Genomic DNA, 18,024 nt, shown 5'->3' with positions numbered 1-18,024 from the left:
CGTCCCGCTTTATTTTATACTTATACTTTTGATTACTCATTGGTTACCTTCACGGTGTGCTTTACAACGGTAATTGGCCAGCTTTGTGCGTTAACAGGCTCTTCAGCAATTTTCTCCACTACATCCATTCCTTCTATCACTTCCCCGAAAACGGTATACTCCACATCCAGGCTCGGTTCTCCGCCTATGGTTCTGTATATCTCTTTTTGCTCAGGGGTATACTTCATGTTTCGCTGCTGCTCATAAGCTGCCAGTTCGGCCGCAGAAACAGGCTCGCCCAACACAATGTAGAAATTATGCGACGATGACTCCTTGTCCGGGTTTCTCTCGTCTCCGTAGCGTGCCATTGCCAGTGCGCCTCTTTTGTGGATATACTTTGGGTTATACTCCTGCGGTATTCTATACTTGCCTATCTTCATGGTACGGTTATCGGAGTCGCCGCCCTGTACGGCAAAACCTTTTACCACCCGGTAAAACTCACCCTGATCGTAAAAGCCAGTTTTTGCAAGCCTGACAAAATTGGCCCGGTGCAGTGGCACATCCTTAAACAAGCGTACCTTAATCTCGCCGTGGCGTGTGCCGATCACCACAATACTATCCGGGTTCTCTGCGGCGTATGCCTTAAGGTCGGCCTCAATGTTATCATGGGTAAGGTGTGCCAGCGGAGAGACTTTCTTTTCCTCGGTTTCGTTTTCCTGCTGCTCTTGGGCCTGGTTGCAGGCAGCCGCCATAAAAACACAGGTAGCCAATAGCAGCGCCCTTTTTACCAATCGTTTCGGATATAAGCTTTTCATCATGTTCATAGATGCGTTTCGTGGTCCTCTAATCTACATATTCTCCCGCATAATTACCAAAGAAGCTCTTAAGCTGATTAATCCGGCTTGGGGTTGAAATTGTGTTTTATTAATATATTTAAATATCGTGTATCTAAAGCCCTTGTCAGTTGCGTATAGCCTTAGTGCGCGTAACAAAAGATATACTTCTAAATATTTTTTTCAAAAAATGTTAATCGGTGCCAAGCATGCATTTAGAGGCCAGATTGACGCAAAATTGATGTTATAACACTTGGTTTTGCACTGTTTAGCGAAGCTTTAGGAGTAAAAGGGATTGTATATATTAATTATAATCAATATATTAGAATTGACGTCACTAATATTTTTGTTCTTTTTTTAATCATTTTCACCTTAAACAAGTATGAGAAACACCTTACATTTTCGTGGAATAGTACGCTCAGTGCTGTTCGGAGCCGCTTTAACTACCGCAGCCTGCACCTTCACCTCCTGCGAACAGGACACAACAGAAGCCATGAGCCCGCAACAGGAAGTTGACAAAGTGAACGAGAACGGGGCCGTGATCGCAGGTAAATATATAGTTGTATTTAAGCAAGATGAAACACTTAGGCTAGATGCTAACGCTACGTATGAGCAGCGCATAGATGCCGTGCGCAACATGGGGCGCAGCATTTTAGAGGCCAACGGTGTACAGAATGTAACCATTGAGCAGGCCTATGGCAAAGCGATCTTCGGTATTGCAGCCAGCCTTTCTGACAGTGAGCTGGCCAAATTGCGCCAGGACCCGCGTGTAGACTTTATTGAGCAGGACAGAGTAGTTGCCCTTGCGCCTCCGGGTGGTAAGCCAGGCGGCGGCGGTGGCAGCACCGCACAGGAAACACCATGGGGAATTACCCGAATCGGGGGAGCCTCCAGCGGTGCCGGTAAAACTGCATGGGTAATCGATTCTGGCGTTGACCTGGATCACCCGGACCTGAATGTAGATGTTGCCCGCAGCGTAACTATGTTTACTTCCGGCAGAGACTCTAAGTCGGCTGATGACGGCAACGGACACGGAACGCACGTGGCTGGTACTATTGCAGCTCTTGACAATTCTATTGGCGTGATCGGGGTGGCACCAGGCGCCACGATAGTAGGCGTAAAAGTGCTGGACTCTCGCGGTAGCGGTTCATACTCTGGCGTAATTGCCGGCGTTGACTATGTGGCGGCAAACGCAAGCTCCGGCGATGTGGCCAACATGAGTTTGGGAGGCCCGGTTTCGCAGGCATTGGATAACGCGATCATAGCTGCTGCCAATAAAGGTATCAAGTTTGCGCTTGCAGCAGGTAACGATGGCTTGGATGCCAATAACTCGTCGCCGGCCCGTGTAAACCATGGCAATGTGGTTACGATCTCAGCCAGCGATGTAAACGACAGAATGGCAAGCTGGTCTAACTGGGGCAACCCGCCGGTAGATTACGCTGCACCAGGCGTAAGCATTTCATCTACCTGGAAAGACGGTGGTTACAACACGATCAGCGGAACTTCCATGGCATCGCCACACGCAGCCGGCATCATGTTGCTTGGCAATATCAATATAGATGGTGTTGTTACCGGAGACAAGGACAGCACGCCAGACCCGATCGCACACAGGTAGCGAATTCAGTTTAAAGTTTAGGTTAATTGAGGGGGCAGCCAATGGCTGCCTCTTTTTTTATACTTTATACTTTAGTCGTCAGGTCTTTTCGCATCACATAGTCGTTCATCCAGTAGGGGCCTATGGCTATGTCTTCCTGCTGGTGCACAATATAGCCGCAGCGTTCGTAAAAGCTTTTGGCTTTGTTGTAGCGGTTTACGTTCAGGTCCAGGGTGGTGGCGCCGGCTTCGCGTACCTTATTCTCTACCGCCGCTAATAAGCTGTGTCCATAGCCTTTGCCCTGGCACTCCGGTAGCAGGTAAATCTTGTTCAGCTTGTATACTTTAGCGGCGGCATCCTTCACAGAGTACGAGGCATAGCCAATGGGTCTGTCATTCTCAGAAAGTATAAGGAAAACCTGCCCTTCCTGCATTTGCCGCTCAAGCGCCTCTGGGGTATAGATCACTTCAAACATGTAGCTGATCTGTTCCTGTGAGAGTATGTCGCAGTAGGTAGGTTCCCAGGTGGCCTCTGCCAGTGCAACGATAAGCGGTATGTCTTCGGGGCTTGCCTCTTTTATACTTAGGTCTGGCTGCATGTATACTTTTATGGGTTTGGCCGCAAGATAAACGGTGAAAACGTAACTGCCAATGGTAGCGGTACTTTTCACTTTTAACATAAATGTTACCTTTGTAAGTATAGCCTGAAACAACTAGAACAAGACTAAAATGAAAGCAATATACCTGGAGGCCATTGGCAAACCCTTTACACTGATAGAGAAAGAGAAACCAACTGCCGGGCCCGGAGAGGCCATTGTGCAGGTAAAGGCAGCTGCTTTAAACCACCGCGATGTATGGATACAGTACGGACGTTACTTTACCAAAGAATACCCAACCATACTTGGTTCCGATTGTGCCGGTATTGTAACCGAGATCGGGAAGGGTGTAGAGGACATCTGGCTTGGCAGGGAAGTGATCGTGGATCCATCTACGGACTGGGGAGATAACCCGAGGGCGCATGGCAATGACTATAAAGTGATGGGAATGCCGGAAGATGGTGCTTTTGCAGAGTATGTAAAAGTGCGCGCCGAAAACCTGCACCAGAAACCAGAGCACCTTAGCTTTGAAGAGGCAGCCGCTTTGCCTTTGGCAGGTGTTACCGCTTACCGTGCCATGTTCACGAAATGTGGTTTGCAGGAAGGCGACAGGGTGTTGGTGACAGGTGCTGGCGGCGGTGTGGCCTTGTTTGCTATACAGTTTGCGGTTGCCAGCGGTGCCGAAGTATGGGTAACCTCAGGCTCTGACGAAAAGATAGGTCTGGCCGTGGACTTAGGTGCAGCCGGAGGCATCAACTACAGATCCGAGAACTGGGGCAAAGAACTGAAGGCTAAAGCAGGCGGCTTTGATGTGATCATTGATGGAGCAGCAGGAGAGGGGTTTGTGCAGTTGGTAAAGCTGGCCAAGCCAGGCGGCCGCATCGGAATCTATGGTGGTACCACGGGCATGATCGGGCAGTTAAACCCGGCAGAGATTTTCTGGAAGCAACTCTCCATACACGGCAGCACCATGGGCACAGCCCAGGATTTTGCCGAAATGGTTCGCCTCGTAGATGAAAAAGGCATCCGCCCGGTAGTGGATATTGTATACCCGTTGGAGGAAACTGCAGCCGCCATGCGTTACATGGAAGCCGGAAAGCAGTTTGGCAAAATCGTGGTAAAAGTAGATTAGTAATTGAGGCGATTTGATTATCACTATTAATCCTTAAAGTATAAAAAGGCCGCTGCTAAAGTATAGCAGCGGCCTTCTTTTTTAAAATCCACTAAGTCGTTATAACGGGTTTCTTAATCTAGTAAGCTTAGGAAGAAAGCGTATTGCAGCGCAGTTTCTTTGTAGCGCTCAAACCTTCCGGAAGCACCGCCGTGGCCTGCCTCCATGTTGGTGTGCAGTAGCACCAGGTTGTCTCCGGTTTTGGTGTCGCGTAGCTTGGCTACCCACTTGGCTGGCTCCCAGTACTGCACCTGCGAGTCGTGGAGGCCGGTGGTTACAAGCAGGTTCGGGTACTCCTGTGCTTTTACGTTGTCGTAAGGCGAGTAAGACAGCATGTAATCGTAAGACGCTTTCTCGGCCGGGTTGCCCCATTCATCAAACTCTCCGGTAGTTAAAGGTATGCTTGTGTCCAGCATGGTGGTTACCACATCCACGAAAGGCACAGCGGCAACCACGCCTTTATACAGATCAGGGCGCATGTTAATAACCGCACCCATTAACAGGCCGCCGGCGCTGCCACCCATGGCAAACAGCTTGTCCGGGTTAGTGTATTTCTGCTCGATCAGGTATTCAGAGGCATCTATAAAGTCGGTGAAGGTATTCTTCTTTTGCATCATCTTGCCTTCTTCGTACCATTTTCTGCCCATTTCCTGTCCTCCACGAATGTGGGCTATGGCATACACAAAGCCACGGTCCAGCAGGCTCAGGCGCACCGAGCTGAAGCCAGGGTTGATGCTATTGCCATACGAGCCGTAGCCATAGATCAGGGTTGGGTTGTTGCCATTCAGCTTAGTGCCTTTTTTGTAAACAAGTGAGATCGGGATCTTTGTGCCGTCCTTGGCAGTAGCATAAACACGCTTCGCTTCATAGTTCTCCGGGTTAAAATCGCCTACTACCTCCTGTCGCTTCTTCAGTTCCTTTTGTTTGGTCTGCATGTTATAGTCGTAGGTAGAGTTTGGCGTGGTAAGCGAGCTGTACTCATAGCGCAGGGTATTGGTGTCGAACTCCCGGTTCACGCCAATGCTGGCGGTGTAAGCCTCCTCACCAAAATCAACATAGTAGTCAACCTTAGGGTCGTTCCACTTCTTTATCCTGATCTGCGACAGGCCGTTTTTACGTTCCTGCAGAGCCAGGTAGTCCTTGAAAATCTCGATGTCTTCCAGTAAAACATCTTCGCGGTGCGGGATCACGTCTTTCCAGTTGGCTTTGCCTGTTTTACTAACCGGCGTCTGCATCAGCTTAAAGTTGGTAGCTCCATCCTTGTTAGTGACGATGTAGAACTTGTCGCCGAAGTGGTCTACGCTATACTCCAGTCCGCGCTCACGGGGCTGAATAACTTTGAACGTGCCATTCGGGTTTCCGGCATCCAGGTAGCGGTACTCGTTAGAGAGCGTGCTGCTGGAGCCAACCATGATATACTTGTCAGACTTGGTTTTGAAAACGAAGGTGCTGAATGTCTCGTCGGCCTCGTGGTATACTTCTTTGTCCTGGGAGGCTGGCGTGCCCAAGGTATGTTTAAAGATCTTGTACGATCTCAGCGATGGATCTTTTACAGTATAGAAAACGGTTTTGTTATCATTGGCCCAAACAGCGCTGCCGGTGGTGTTCGGAATACGGTCCGGTAAAAACTGGCCGGTGCTCAGGTCTTTAAAGCGGATGGTATACTTGCGTCGGCTCACGGTGTCTTCACCGAAGGCCAGCAGCTTGTTGTTAGGGCTCACGTTCATGCCGGCGGCGGCGTAGTAGCTCTGGCCCTCGGCGCGGTCGTTGGCGTTTACCATTACCTCCTCTGGTGCCGAAAGCGTTCCTTTTTTGCGTGCATAGATCGGGTACTCTCTGCCTTCCTCGTAGCGGGTATAATACCAATAGCCATTGTCTTTAAACGGTACTGACTCGTCTTTTTGCTGGATGCGGCCCACGATCTCCTGGTAAAGCTGCTTCTGCAGGTCGTCGGTACGTTCCAACATCTTTTTGGTATAGGCGTTTTCGGCCTCCAGGTAGGCGATCACCTCCGGGTTTTCGCGTTCGTTTAGCCAGTAATAATTGTCTATGCGCGTATCGCCGTGCTGTGTAAGCTCTTTAGGCACTTTTTTGGCCACAGGTGGCTGGGGTGCGGGTGTTGCAGGAGCTGTAGTAACCTGCTCTGCGGTAGTAGTGGCTGTTGTTGTGGTGCTGCCACTGCCACTGCTGGAGCAGCTGCTTAGCAGCCACACGGGCATAGCGGCAAACACAACCGGTGTAAGCACTAGTTTAAACTGTTTTTTCATATAGCTTTTGTGTTGATATGTTAAAAGTATAGATTTTATTCTATTCTGTGCATGCATGCCTTTAAAAGGCAAATTATTGTAAAAAGTTATGCATGCAGTATAAATTTTATTTAACTTGTAGTCTCACCTTAACAAAATCAAGTTTATGGCTACACAAGAAGAATTCGAGAGTGCAGTAGAAAGATCTAAAACTTTAACTGAACGCCCATCAAACGATGTGTTGCTGCAGTTATACGCACTTTTTAAGCAAGCGACTGATGGCGATGTGAATACCGAACGCCCAGGCGGTTTTGATTTCAAGAACATCGCCAAGTGGGATGCCTGGAAAAAGCAGGAAGGTAAAAGCAGTGAAGAAGCCCGCTCAGAGTATGTTCAGCTTGTAAACAGACTTAAGTAAGTAGCCATACTTAGCTGCCCATAGGCCTCTCCCAAAAAGGAGGGGCTTTTTTTATGCCTTTACAGCAAGGATGCCCTGCCACTTATATATTGTAAAGTATACCTGAGCTTTGGTTGAGATACGTTTAAACCATCTCAGGCTATATTTTATGTGAAAAAAGGCATTAAAAATTTACATTTTTAAGGACAGGCCGTATAAATGCACTGTTAAAGCCGAAGTGCTTTTTTACAGTCTCTCACCTTAAATAAGTACGTATGAAAAAATTCTATCTGATCAGACTGCTGCTCCTGCTGCTTCTGCTGGTTCCTTTGGTGCTTTATGCGCAAACAACTGTGCGGGGCGTTGTTACGGATGCCGGAAAGGGTGCACCACTGCCGGGAGTGAGCGTGGTGGTAGTGGGTACCACTGTAGGAACTTCTACGGATGCCCAGGGCCAGTACAGTATACAGTTGCCTTCCTCAACGGGTAAGCTAACATTCTCCTACCTGGGTTTCGTACCGCAAACTTTCGATATCACGCCGGCTGTAAATGTGCTGAACGTGGAAATGAAGGAACGCCTGACCAGCTTGAGCGAGGTGGTGGTAACGGGCCTTGCCACTACCGTAAAGCGAACCAATGCTGCCAATGCGGTGGCCGCTCTTAATACACGCGAGATCACGGGCATTACAACCCCGCAAACCGTTGATGGTGCCATTAGCGGTAAGCTGGTAGGGGCAAACATTGTGTCTAACTCCGGCGCACCGGGCGGTGGCATTGCCTTAAAGTTGCGGGGCATCACCTCTATTTTCGGAAACGCGCAGCCACTCTTTGTTATAGATGGGGTCATCATAGACAACTCGTCCATCTCGGCAGGTTTGAACGCTGTTACCAATGCCGCCGGCGGTGGCAGTTCATCTAACCAGGATAACGCCTCTAACCGCATCGCCGACATCAACCCAGACGATATTGAAAGTATAGAGGTTTTGAAAGGAGCCTCTGCTGCGGCCATTTATGGCTCGCTGGCTTCGGCGGGTGTGGTTATAATTACCACTAAGCGGGGTGCGGTAGGTAAAACCCTGGTTGATTTTTCGCAGGATATTGGCATTACCCGGGTGTCCAACACGTTGGGCATGCGCACTTATACCGAAGAGCGGGTAAGAAAGTCGTTCGGGGCCAATGCAGTGCCGTTGTTCCAGGAGGCGCAGCGCCTGGGCCGCTTTATAGATTACGAGGATGAGCTTTACGGCAACACCGGCTGGCTATACAACTCCAGGTTAAACGTAAGCGGTGGTAATGAGAAAACGCGCTTCTTTGTGGGTGGCCTGGTACAGGATGAGGAGGGTATAGTTGAGCGTACCGGCTATGAGAAAAAGTCGATCAGGTTTAACCTGGACCACATACTTTCTGACCGCTTTGACTTTAGCCTGACATCGAACTATATCAATTCTGAAAGCGATCGTGGCCTTACCAACAATGATAACGCAGGTGTGTCGTTTGGCGTGGCGCTTTCTTCTACGCCTAGTTTTGTTGACCTGCGGCCAAACGCGGAGGGTATTTACCCTGAAAACCCTTTTGCGGGTTCTAACTTTTTGCAGACCCGCGACCTGATAACCAATAACGAGGCCACAGACAGGTTTATAGGTGGCTTAACCCTGAACACAAGCTTGCAGAAAGGCGAAACCAGTAATACCAAACTGGTGCTTCGTGGTGGCCTGGACTTCTACAACCTCAGAACGACGGCTATTTTCCCAAGCATACTTCAGTTCCAGATAAAAGGGCCTACTGCCACGCAGGGGGCCTCTATCCAGGGTAGTGCCTATAACCTGAACACGAACTATGCCGCCTTTATCGTAAACAATCTTTCGCTGGCTGATAATAACCTGACGCTGACCTCAACGCTGGGCGCCACACGTGAGAACTTTAACCAGAACCAGGTATTGAATGTGGCCACCAGGCTGATCGGGGACCAGACCAACCTTGACCAGGCGGGTGCTGTTAACGTGTCTCAGAACAGGCTGATCGTTCGTAACAAAGGCCTTTTCTTCCAGGAAGAGGTTAACTTCCGTGATCGCATCATTGCCACATTGGGCCTGCGCCTGGACAAGTCCTCCAACAACGCAGATGTGAACGAGTTTCAGGCATTCCCGAAAGCCTCTTTGGCTGTGAACGTTGCAAATTTTGATTTCTGGCAAAACGAGACCATTAACCTTCTGAAACTGCGTGTCGCTTACGGGCAGTCCGGCGGCTTCCCTCCGTTTGGTGCTAAGTATACTTCGTTTGCACCATTTAACGTAGGTGGCTTGCCTGGTCTGATACCGGCTACACAGCGTGGCAACGACAACATACAGCAGGAACGCCAGAAAGAACTGGAAGCTGGCCTGGATGTAGCGCTTTGGGACAACAAGATCATATTTGAGGGTACAGTGTACAACAAAACCGTTACCGACCTGATCCTGATCCAGAACGTGCCGGGCTCATCCGGGTTTACAACCAGGGTAGTGAACGGTGGCGAGTTGCAGAACAGAGGTATAGAGCTTGCCCTGAACGCAATGCCTTTCGAGACGCCATCTGTTAAATGGAACTCCAGAACCAGCTTCTGGCTTAACCGATCAGAGATTACGGAGTTAAATGTGCCGGCTTTCCCGCTGGGAGCTTTCGGTACCACACTCGGTACATTCTTTATTGAAAAGGGCGAATCGGCCACACAAATCAAAGGTATAAATGGCGATCAGGGGATTGTTAAGCTGGGTGACGCGCAGCCTGATTTCCAGATGAACTTTCACAACTTCATCACCATCAAGCAAAACCTGACGTTCTCGTTTCTGCTGCACTGGAAAGAAGGTGGCGACAACATTAACCTGACAGAATTGCTGACCGACCTGGGCGGTACATCCCCTGATTTTGACGATGACGATAATGGCAATGGTGTAACAAACGCACAGGAACGCATAAACGCTTTAGGGGTGTCGGCTGCCCCGTTCGTGCAGGAGGCAAGCTACCTGCGTCTGCGCGAAATAGGCTTATACTATAACCTGCCTGAGCCAACACTGCGCAATCTGTTCGGTTCTCTTGTCCGTACCCTGCGGGTAGGTGTTTCGGCAAACAACTTGTTCGTGATAACCGATTATCGTGGCTACGACCCTGAGGTATCGAACTTTGGTGCCAATGGCCTCTCTACTGGCGTGGATGTTACCCCGTTCCCACAATCCAGAAGGATGTTTTTCCACTTTTCGATTGGCTTCTAACTTAACCTGACTCAGCAATGAAAAAATATTCGATAAAGTATAAGATTGGTCTGTGTGCCATACTTGCGGCAGTTGTTTTGCCTGCCTGTGACCTCGACGACATTCCGGATCCCAATAACCCAACCATAGAATCGGTGCTGGAGAATGCCGGTATTCCATCGCTAAACAACCTGGTTACTGGCACTGAGGCTGCCATGCGAATTGATCTAGGGACTTATTATGATGACGTGGGCGTAGTGGGCCGTGAGCACTATCGTTTCTCCGGTGCGGATCCGCGCTTTACCTCTGACCTGCTCGGAGCCGGCAACGCCGTGCTGGATAATAATACCTTCTATACTACCCGTCCTTGGAATGCCAGGTACAGGGCCGTTAAAAACGCCAATATCCTGATCGCCTCTGCCAAAAACACCAACCAGATATCGGAGCAGCAGCGGCAGGGGTACCTGGGTTTTGCCAAAACCATTAAGGCGCACCAGTTGCTCATGAACCTAACCCTGATGTACAATAACGGGATCAGGATTGATGTGGACAACCCGGATAACCTGGGGCCAATTGTTGCCCGGCCGGCTGCTTTAACGGCTATAGCCGCCTTGTTGGATGAGGCGCGTACGCACCTGCAGAATGCTGGCAGTACTTTCCCGTTCTCGCTATCTAATGGATACGAGGATTTAGTGGCTTCGCTAGGTACACCGAACAGTTCCCTCGAGCCTGCTGAGTTCCTGCTGTTTAACCGTGCGCTTGCGGCACGTGTGGCCGTGTATCGCGAAAACTTCAGTGAGGCGCTTCAGGCTTTGAACGCCTCGTTTCTGGAGCTGAACACAAACTTCGACAAGGGAGTGTACTATACTTTCAGCAATGCCTCCGGCGATATCCTTAACCCACTGTTCATAGGCCGCAATGCCACAGGCGAAGTGCGCCTGGCACATCCTAGCTTTGTGGCCAATGCCACTCCCGGCGACGATCGTTTGTCTAAAGTGGCCTTGCGGAATGAGCCGGCTACCCAAAGTGGTTTAACAAGCCAGTATGATGTGGCATTGTATACTTCCAATACTGATCCGGTGCCTATAATCCGGAACGAGGAGCTGATCCTGATCTACGCTGAGGCGAAGATACAAACCGGTGCTCTGGTAGACGCTGTAAATGCACTGAACATCATCCGGACAGGGCATAAGTTACTGCCATATGCAGGGCCGGTTACAAAAGATGCCCTGATCACTGAAATGTTGCGCCAGCGCAGATACTCGCTCTTTTTTGAAGGACACCGCTGGGTTGACATGCGCCGCTACAACAGGCTGAACGAATTGCCGATTGACAGGGCAGGAGATGATGTGTGGGTGAGTTTCCCGATTCCGTTTAACGAGGGCACGTAGCAGGCCCGGTTTGAAGTATAAAATAAAAGAGGGGCCAGGTGCCCCTCTTTTATTTTGTTTTCCAGATATGGCCACATTCATGGCAAATATACTTGCTGCGGTTCAGGAATGGCAGCGGGAAGCCAAGAAACAGGTAACTGATGGAGAAAATCGTTTTGTTGAATTTTTGTTGCTCTACATAATCAGAGCCGCAATCAGGGCACACAACTGCCTCTACATGTTCCTGCATGGGCGGTGCCAGTTCTATCGAGTCGTAATCGAAAAGCGTGTTGCCTTCCTGTATCCGGCTAAGTATGGCTTTTGCCTCCATCACGTCGGTTTCCGGCACTTTAAGCTTTACGCCGCCAACAGCCGTGGCGTAAAACGGATGCACCCCAACGATGTTCTCGTCGCCTAAAAAGCAAAGTATACCTTCTGCCTCTAAACGCCCTTTAAATATGTGGGCTTCTGTTACATCGTTAAAGGTAGCTACAGTAATCAGGCGCTCAGCCATACGTTGCAGTGTTATTTTTTAGGTGGCAGGTCAAACGCAACAGCCTCGTGCTCAAAATGCCCTTTGTGTGCGCCGTCGCAGAATGGCTTGTTCTTGGATAAACCACAGCGGCAGATAGAAACCAGTTCCCTTCCGCCCAGGCCATACACATTTCCGTTTTTGTCTACAATCTCGAACTCGCCCTCAACGCGCAGAGAGCCATTGCTATTAACAGTAAGTTTTGTCTTTGCCATTATACTTTGTGTTTATTGGTATAGACAAATATACAGAATTTTAGACAGAGCCGCAGGTATAGCTGAAGTATAAAAAAACCGGCCCCGTATTGCTACAGGGCCGGTTTAAACTAATGTTGCGCTTTAACGGCTTATTTGTTGTACACGTAGGTGTATGTTTCGCGGCTGCCGTTTGGTTTAACCACTGTCTGGCTTAGCGGGAAACCGGCTTCATCATACTTGTAAGTATACGTATACTTGTAAGTCTTGCCAGTGCTATGTACCGTGGTGCTTGATGCGATCAGGTTGTTAGGGCTGCTGGCTGTGCCTGGCTCTGCTACCTCGAAGAACGGGTTGTGGTTAGAGTCGTAAGAGAAAGTTGTAGTTGAGAAAAGCTTGGCGGTACCTTTGTCATCTACAATATACTGCTTCTCCTGGGTGTAATTTCCGTTTGGAAGCGCCTCGTAAGTTGTGTATGATTTGGCTTTGGCCTTGTCGCCGATTCCCTCGTACACTGTTTTCTTCTCTAATGTCTGGTCTTGTTTGTAGCTGTAAGTAGCTTGTGTGCTATACTCTACTTTGCTGCCACTGTAATAAGTGGATGTGGTTCTCTGTAGTTCCCCTTTTGTCGAGTACTCGTATACTTCCTCAGACAACAACGCATGGTTGGCGCCAGCGTGGGTTGATACTTTTGTTAGTTTGCCTTTCGCATCACGCTCAAATTTTTCGAACGTTTCCAGTTCGCCGTTTTCGCGGTCGTAGTGGTTAATTTGAGTTACCAGCTGGCCGGCAAAATTATAGGCCGTAACTTTTGATGAATCTGCTAATACTTGTGAGATAGTGCCTTGCTCGAATGTTGGCTCCATATTCTCCTGCTCACTCTTCTCACAAGAACTTAGCGCTACCACACCCAAAAATAGCATGGCAGGTAAAAATCTGTTTTTCAATTTCATTTGGCTAAAAGTTGAAAAGTTGAAAAAAAATCGAACACTACGGCACCTGCTGCTGTAGGTTGCATTGAAAACGGCAGAAGTGTAAGAATAATTGCACTTTTGTTAAATATTTTTCAGGTACCCCTGTTTTTTAGCAGCAATATTACAGGGTGTTTGTGTGTTAAAATGCTGATAAATAGGTGTTTGTGTGTTTGTGTTAGCCGGGTTATTTTTTTTGAAAAAATCTAAGAACTGGCTAAGATATAGGATTATATATATGTTGCGCTTATTGCGAAGCTAATTTAAACTTGCACTTTGGGCTATACTTAGCAGCTCATCGCCGGCATCTATGTCATGTCGCAGGTGTTCTACAAAGCTCACCTCAATGCGAAGTGCTTTTAAACCCTGCACCCCCTGCATCTCCTCCAGTTCAAGGCGCTCAATGGTACTTCCCACATAACCCTCCGACTGCAAAAACTCAATGTAACGCATGTATTCCTCAACTTCTTTCTGTTGGGTGTATACTATAGCAATCTTATTCGGCTGTGTTAAGCGTTCTTCCGAACCGCGCAGGGTGGCTTTGTCTAATCGTTTCTTAATGATCTCGTACCGGATGTTGTTGGCTCCCTCCACGTCAAATTTTTTCTCATCCAGCCTGAAACGGATAGAGATCGGGTCGCTGTGCACAAGTATAAGCTGCGTGATCTCTAAAGGCAGTTTCAGGTTTGCCCGCAGGTTGTGTATGCGCCTGGCCACCTCGCAGGTAAGCATTAGTTGCCACAGGCGCATGTTTTTGAGGTATATCGGCTGAAAATTGCCATTGTTTAGCAGGGACGCGCCGATGTAGATGTTATACTCCAGTCCATCAGTCTTATACTTTTCAAAATAGTGCGGGAAGATCTGCTGCGCCTTTTCCTCCTCACGCTCCAGAAAGGTAGAGATGGTCTCGTTTATCATGAACATACTTTCTTCGTATGCTCTCCTTTTATTATAAACTACCTTGTATGGGTTGTTTATCGCAGACTGATAGGTCTGTATGGCTTTGGCTGCTCCGGGGTTCTGCTGTGCAAAATGCTCGAACAAAGGCTCGATCTCCTCGCGCAAAAAACTAAGTATGATCGCCTCCTCGTCAGAGGCCAGGTCCTGCACAATATTTTGGGAAAGCTTGTCTATCTTATAAATAAGCTCGTCGAGTATGGTAAGCGGCAGGCTGTCTTTGGCTGCCAGCACCACCTCCTTAGCCAGAACCAGTTGTTCCAGCAGGTCGCCTTGTATGGCTTTGTTACGCTCAATGGCAGAGCCCCTGATATCCGAGGAGCCGTAAAGCGGGAAAACATCCCGGAAAACGATCGGCTCAATTTCAGGGGCGACGTTGCGCTCCATTTTCTCGAGCAGGTTAATGGCGGCCTGCGTAAAGCGCCATTCCACGATCGGGTGTATAGCAGTATACTTTTCCTTGATGATATTCTGTATGCTGCTGCGCAGTTCCTCCAGGCCACGGTTCATGGCCAGGGCAAATAAAGGCAGTACCTCTTTCAGCCTGATAGTTGAAAGCGCATTTAGTTCGCCGGGTATGGGAGAGGCCAGTTCCATCATGCCGATTATACTTCCCTCGTAAATAAGCGGCGCGATGATGAGGTTGCGCACCCCGTGCTCCAGCAGGCTTTCTTCTATCTTGGTAAGCTCCGGCAGTACTTTAAGGTCCTCTACTATAATGGTGTGGCCTTTTTTTATAACAGGCTCATAAATGGAGCCTTTCAGGTCGGCAAGCTTCAGGTCAGAGCCGTGCGTAAACACCAGGCCATTCCATATCTTACGGGCATAGGTGGTATCGAACTCGCGCATGGCAGGGCAGGAGGCAAAGCCAAGCCTGATGCCCGGCAAGCCAAACAGCACCCTTAGTTTTTGCTGCAGGATATCGAAGCCCTCTTCGGTGGCAACGGAATCACGGTCCAGCAATTCGTAGCGGAGCGACGAAATGGTTTCTTCAATGGTAACATCTGTAAAGTCGTAGATGGCAAAACCGGAGAACTCAAAGTTATCCGGCGGTAGTTTCTGCATCCAGAGGTCCAGGTTGTTGTAGCGGTTTATGAGGTAGTTTATTTCCTGTGCCCTTAGCTTCTTTACCTCTTTTTTGGCCTTTACCTCCATAAACTTCAGGTCTATGGTTAGCTTGTAGTGGCGGTCCAGGTTGGTAAACTTATCCCTGATCGTAAAAATAAAGGGCTCATCTACGTAGAAGTTGGCATTGTAAAACTTGTCCAGAATAATAGTATAGGCTGTAAGGGTAAGCCTGAACAGCAGGGTTTTTTTGTCGATATTGAGCTTTTCGGAATAGTTGTCGCCACCGAGCAGCTTCAGTTCTTCCAGTTTTGGAGTAGCGTAGAAACTCTCAAAATGGAACGGCGCCACCACCGCTTTTAAGTCATTTTCCCACAGTGCCCCTGCAAAAATATCCTCCATCAGCAGGTCCACGGTGTCAATGTGTTTGTCAATCACCGAAACATCATGGATAGGAGAGATGAGGTCAGCCTTTTTACGGAGCAGTGCTGCCAGTTCCTTTATCTTGGAGGCGTTGCAGTTTGGGTCGTTCAGGAGTTTCTCTTCCCAATAGCCTATCAGCGGCGAGAGGCTAAGGGCGGATTCAAATGGGAAATCATCCACGCTCAGGGTAATCTCGTCGTTATTTGTGATGGAAACAACAGTTTCGTGAAAGCTGGTTTTGTGCTGTCTGCTCATAGGCTCGGGTACGTACCGCAGGTTAAGGGTGTTTATATCCTCTCTCTGATATATTATATTACTTTGTGAGATAATGCCTCTCAAGCCTATTAACGAAAGTTTTTGCTAAAAGATAGTGCAATTCAGGTTAAGGCTTTGTTATGATGTTGGCCGTAGTTGATTTTTATTTATTTTGAGGATAATTCCTTTTGGAAGGGAGAGTAAATATATTTGTGGCATAATATTTACTGTAGCGGAGAGTTATACAGCAACCAATACAGCTTTTACTATGATCAGAAGTACAGTTACAAAGTGGGCCTTTACGCTTGTCCTGGCAATGGTGGCCTTTGCAGTTCAGGCGCAGTCCCAGACTCAGTTAGAAAAAGACCTGGCGGCATTCAGGAGTTGGATGCAAAGCAAAGCCAGCCTGGCCGATAGCACGATACGCAGGGAGTGGCCAACCGTGAAAAAAGAATACCGCGAGCTTACCTATTCCCTGGATCAGAATTCCCGCAAAATGTCTGAAAAGTCGCGGGACGAGTACGGGCAGATGAAATCGCGTTATAAAGAGTGGGAGGAACGTAACGAAACCCGGCAGCCTGTAAGCCTGGAAAAGAAGCATTTGGAGCGTTGGGAAAAGATAATGACGGGCACTACACGGATTGCAAGTATAAAGCCTGCCAACCTGCGCGATGCCTTTGTGCTGGCCCTTGACGTTACCCGCGAACACCGCCGTACCTGGGACGCTAAGGACTGGGAGTACGCCGAGTTTGTGGTAGGGGAGCTTAACACCCGCAAAACAGAAGTGCTGGACCAGCTGAACAACAGCGATAAAATTAAAATAGCAGCACTGCAGGTAGAGTTTGCAACCCTGAAGAAAAGCAAGGAGGCAAAAGACAAATACCAGGAAATGCGTGAAGACCAGCGCCGCTAACGTATAAACTAACAAGCAAAAGCCCTTGCAAGTATAAATTGCAAGGGCTTTTTGTTTTAAATGGCATTCTGGCCTTTAGTGCCTCCCGACTGTTTTTCGTTTGCATTACGGCCCTGGTCAGGGCTTTTGTTCTGCTTTTGGTCGGTAAGGTGGCGGTTTTCTTTTACATTATTTTTTTCGCGTGCTTCAGGGTTGCTTTGTTTATGTCGATCCTGATTGTGTCCTTTTGTCATGGTTTGTTTTCTTTTGGTTTGTATTATTATTTACGGCATGCTGGCAAAGGAGTTAAAAACTGGCTGATCTGGCATCAGGATTTGCACTTTATGAATTGTGGATAACTAGTGGGTAATTCTCTCGAAACTTGGCCCTGCATCTGAGCAAAAAGCCCTACTTTTGTAACCGGCTTTTACTAAAAACCTCAGATTACCATGCATATTGCTATTGTAGGCAACATTGGCGCTGGCAAAACCACCCTGGCCACCAAGCTGTCGCAACACTTTAAGTGGGACTTATACTTAGAGGCGGTTGAGAACAACCCCTACCTGAAAGATTTCTATGAAGACATGGAACGCTGGTCGTTTCATTTGCAGGTGTTTTTCCTGAACAGCCGCTTCAACCAGGTACAGCAGATAAAGTCTAATGGGCGCAGCGTTATCCAGGACCGCACCATTTATGAAGACGCACATATTTTCGCCAAGAACCTGCACCAGTCGGGCCTTATGACCACTCGCGACTACGAAAACTACTTTGCCCTTTTCGAGTCGATGATCACGATGGTAAAAGCCCCGGACCTGATGATCTACCTGAAGGCAGACCTTCCTAAGCTGATCGGTCAGATAGAGAAGCGTAATCGCGATTACGAAAACAATATCCGAATAGACTACCTGCGTAACCTGAACGAGCATTACAATACCTGGATGAGTAGCTATGATCAGGGCAAACTGCTTGTGATCGATGTAAACAACCTGGACTTTGTGGCAAACCCAGAAGACCTGGGCACTATTATAGAGAAGGTGCAACGCGAGCTTTTCGGCTTGTTTTAAGCCATACTTATACTTGTATCAAGGGAGGCAGTTCACGCAGGTGGGCTGCCTTTTTTCTTGACCGGAGATTAAGGGGATTTAATTGATTTGAGGGATTGTCCAAGGCGGGGAATTTTCTGCAAGCGATTAACACACCCCTACCACTCTCAAGAGGGGAATCTCTGTTACACCGGGTCAAACCACCCCTTTATCCCCTCCTTGTCCAAGGAGGGGAGTTTACCTCCCCTAGCCCCTCCTAAAAACAGGAGGGGAACTTCTGCTA

General features: G+C 48.6%; 15 protein-coding genes. 7 read left to right on the top strand and 8 right to left on the bottom strand.

Going from position 1 to position 18,024, the window contains the following annotated elements:
* Positions 1–32: 32 nt before the first annotated feature.
* Positions 33–797 (bottom strand): peptidylprolyl isomerase, encoded by a 765-nt coding sequence (locus AC4BAP_RS14370; RefSeq protein ID WP_490583362.1) that lies wholly within the window; start codon positions 795–797, stop codon positions 33–35.
* Positions 798–1,194: 397 nt separating this feature from the next.
* Between AC4BAP_RS14370 and AC4BAP_RS14365 the strand changes: the two genes are divergently transcribed.
* On the top strand, positions 1,195–2,427 hold the full coding sequence (locus AC4BAP_RS14365; protein ID WP_490583361.1) for a S8 family peptidase: 1,233 nt from the start codon (positions 1,195–1,197) through the stop codon (positions 2,425–2,427).
* A 64-nt stretch (positions 2,428–2,491) separates the two neighbouring features.
* Here AC4BAP_RS14365 and AC4BAP_RS14360 read toward each other — a convergent pair whose 3' ends face one another.
* Positions 2,492–3,076 carry a GNAT family N-acetyltransferase gene (locus AC4BAP_RS14360; RefSeq protein WP_490583360.1) on the bottom strand — a complete coding sequence of 195 codons (585 nt, stop codon included), beginning with the start codon at positions 3,074–3,076 and terminating at the stop codon, positions 2,492–2,494.
* Positions 3,077–3,134: 58 nt separating this feature from the next.
* Here AC4BAP_RS14360 and AC4BAP_RS14355 point away from each other — a divergent pair, with 58 nt between their 5' ends.
* Complete coding sequence (locus AC4BAP_RS14355) at positions 3,135–4,133, top strand: quinone oxidoreductase family protein (protein ID WP_490583359.1); 999 nt, start codon at positions 3,135–3,137, stop codon at positions 4,131–4,133.
* A gap of 113 nt (positions 4,134–4,246) precedes the next feature.
* Here AC4BAP_RS14355 and AC4BAP_RS14350 read toward each other — a convergent pair whose 3' ends face one another.
* Positions 4,247–6,439, bottom strand: coding sequence for a S9 family peptidase (locus AC4BAP_RS14350; RefSeq protein WP_490583358.1), 2,193 nt, complete (start codon positions 6,437–6,439; stop codon positions 4,247–4,249).
* A 145-nt stretch (positions 6,440–6,584) separates the two neighbouring features.
* Between AC4BAP_RS14350 and AC4BAP_RS14345 the strand changes: the two genes are divergently transcribed.
* The 3 genes from AC4BAP_RS14345 (at position 6,585) to AC4BAP_RS14335 (ending at position 11,430) form a co-directional block, all read left to right on the top strand.
* Entirely contained in the window at positions 6,585–6,836 is a 252-nt protein-coding gene (locus tag AC4BAP_RS14345) for an acyl-CoA-binding protein (RefSeq protein ID WP_490583357.1), read from the top strand.
* Positions 6,837–7,090: 254 nt separating this feature from the next.
* Positions 7,091–10,060 (top strand): SusC/RagA family TonB-linked outer membrane protein, encoded by a 2,970-nt coding sequence (locus AC4BAP_RS14340; protein WP_490583356.1) that lies wholly within the window; start codon positions 7,091–7,093, stop codon positions 10,058–10,060.
* Between the two features lie 17 nt (positions 10,061–10,077).
* Positions 10,078–11,430 carry a RagB/SusD family nutrient uptake outer membrane protein gene (locus AC4BAP_RS14335; RefSeq protein WP_490583355.1) on the top strand — a complete coding sequence of 451 codons (1,353 nt, stop codon included), beginning with the start codon at positions 10,078–10,080 and terminating at the stop codon, positions 11,428–11,430.
* A 49-nt stretch (positions 11,431–11,479) separates the two neighbouring features.
* On the opposite strand, the gene AC4BAP_RS14330 is transcribed toward AC4BAP_RS14335, so the two are convergent.
* The 4 genes from AC4BAP_RS14330 to AC4BAP_RS14315 all read right to left on the bottom strand — a co-directional run bounded on the left by AC4BAP_RS14330 (position 11,480) and on the right by AC4BAP_RS14315 (position 15,806).
* Complete coding sequence (locus AC4BAP_RS14330) at positions 11,480–11,923, bottom strand: putative signal transducing protein (protein WP_490583354.1); 444 nt, start codon at positions 11,921–11,923, stop codon at positions 11,480–11,482.
* 11 nt (positions 11,924–11,934) lie between these two features.
* A complete protein-coding gene (locus AC4BAP_RS14325; RefSeq protein WP_490583353.1) occupies positions 11,935–12,156 on the bottom strand; it encodes a CDGSH iron-sulfur domain-containing protein in 222 nt (73 codons plus the stop codon).
* 131 nt (positions 12,157–12,287) lie between these two features.
* On the bottom strand, positions 12,288–13,088 hold the full coding sequence (locus AC4BAP_RS14320) for a hypothetical protein (RefSeq protein ID WP_490583352.1): 801 nt from the start codon (positions 13,086–13,088) through the stop codon (positions 12,288–12,290).
* Positions 13,089–13,364: 276 nt separating this feature from the next.
* A complete protein-coding gene (locus AC4BAP_RS14315; protein WP_490583351.1) occupies positions 13,365–15,806 on the bottom strand; it encodes a GAF domain-containing protein in 2,442 nt (813 codons plus the stop codon).
* 268 nt (positions 15,807–16,074) lie between these two features.
* Here AC4BAP_RS14315 and AC4BAP_RS14310 point away from each other — a divergent pair, with 268 nt between their 5' ends.
* Positions 16,075–16,719, top strand: coding sequence for a hypothetical protein (locus AC4BAP_RS14310; RefSeq protein WP_490583350.1), 645 nt, complete (start codon positions 16,075–16,077; stop codon positions 16,717–16,719).
* Positions 16,720–16,775: 56 nt separating this feature from the next.
* Here AC4BAP_RS14310 and AC4BAP_RS14305 read toward each other — a convergent pair whose 3' ends face one another.
* Positions 16,776–16,952 carry a hypothetical protein gene (locus AC4BAP_RS14305; RefSeq protein ID WP_490583349.1) on the bottom strand — a complete coding sequence of 59 codons (177 nt, stop codon included), beginning with the start codon at positions 16,950–16,952 and terminating at the stop codon, positions 16,776–16,778.
* 195 nt (positions 16,953–17,147) lie between these two features.
* Here AC4BAP_RS14305 and AC4BAP_RS14300 point away from each other — a divergent pair, with 195 nt between their 5' ends.
* Positions 17,148–17,762, top strand: a complete 615-nt coding sequence (locus tag AC4BAP_RS14300; RefSeq protein ID WP_490583348.1) for a deoxynucleoside kinase — start codon at positions 17,148–17,150, stop codon at positions 17,760–17,762.
* The last annotated feature ends 262 nt before the right edge of the window (positions 17,763–18,024 follow it).

This window comes from Pontibacter sp. GD7, assembly GCF_058216375.1.
The sequence above is the reverse complement of the archived record's forward strand: the minus strand, read 5'-3'. Positions and strand labels throughout refer to the sequence as shown.

What these genes read in the sequence shown, in the direction of transcription:
- AC4BAP_RS14320 (WP_490583352.1), bottom strand. Translation starts at nt 13,088, where the DNA reads ATGAAATTGAAAAACAGATTTTTACCTGCCATGCTATTTTTGGGTGTG.
- AC4BAP_RS14325 (WP_490583353.1), bottom strand. Translation starts at nt 12,156, where the DNA reads ATGGCAAAGACAAAACTTACTGTTAATAGCAATGGCTCTCTGCGCGTT.
- AC4BAP_RS14300 (WP_490583348.1), top strand. Translation starts at nt 17,148, where the DNA reads ATGCATATTGCTATTGTAGGCAACATTGGCGCTGGCAAAACCACCCTG.
- AC4BAP_RS14310 (WP_490583350.1), top strand. Translation starts at nt 16,075, where the DNA reads ATGATCAGAAGTACAGTTACAAAGTGGGCCTTTACGCTTGTCCTGGCA.
- AC4BAP_RS14350 (WP_490583358.1), bottom strand. Translation starts at nt 6,439, where the DNA reads ATGAAAAAACAGTTTAAACTAGTGCTTACACCGGTTGTGTTTGCCGCT.
- AC4BAP_RS14370 (WP_490583362.1), bottom strand. Translation starts at nt 797, where the DNA reads ATGATGAAAAGCTTATATCCGAAACGATTGGTAAAAAGGGCGCTGCTA.
- AC4BAP_RS14365 (WP_490583361.1), top strand. Translation starts at nt 1,195, where the DNA reads ATGAGAAACACCTTACATTTTCGTGGAATAGTACGCTCAGTGCTGTTC.
- AC4BAP_RS14305 (WP_490583349.1), bottom strand. Translation starts at nt 16,952, where the DNA reads ATGACAAAAGGACACAATCAGGATCGACATAAACAAAGCAACCCTGAA.
- AC4BAP_RS14335 (WP_490583355.1), top strand. Translation starts at nt 10,078, where the DNA reads ATGAAAAAATATTCGATAAAGTATAAGATTGGTCTGTGTGCCATACTT.
- AC4BAP_RS14345 (WP_490583357.1), top strand. Translation starts at nt 6,585, where the DNA reads ATGGCTACACAAGAAGAATTCGAGAGTGCAGTAGAAAGATCTAAAACT.
- AC4BAP_RS14315 (WP_490583351.1), bottom strand. Translation starts at nt 15,806, where the DNA reads ATGAGCAGACAGCACAAAACCAGCTTTCACGAAACTGTTGTTTCCATC.
- AC4BAP_RS14340 (WP_490583356.1), top strand. Translation starts at nt 7,091, where the DNA reads ATGAAAAAATTCTATCTGATCAGACTGCTGCTCCTGCTGCTTCTGCTG.
- AC4BAP_RS14355 (WP_490583359.1), top strand. Translation starts at nt 3,135, where the DNA reads ATGAAAGCAATATACCTGGAGGCCATTGGCAAACCCTTTACACTGATA.
- AC4BAP_RS14330 (WP_490583354.1), bottom strand. Translation starts at nt 11,923, where the DNA reads ATGGCTGAGCGCCTGATTACTGTAGCTACCTTTAACGATGTAACAGAA.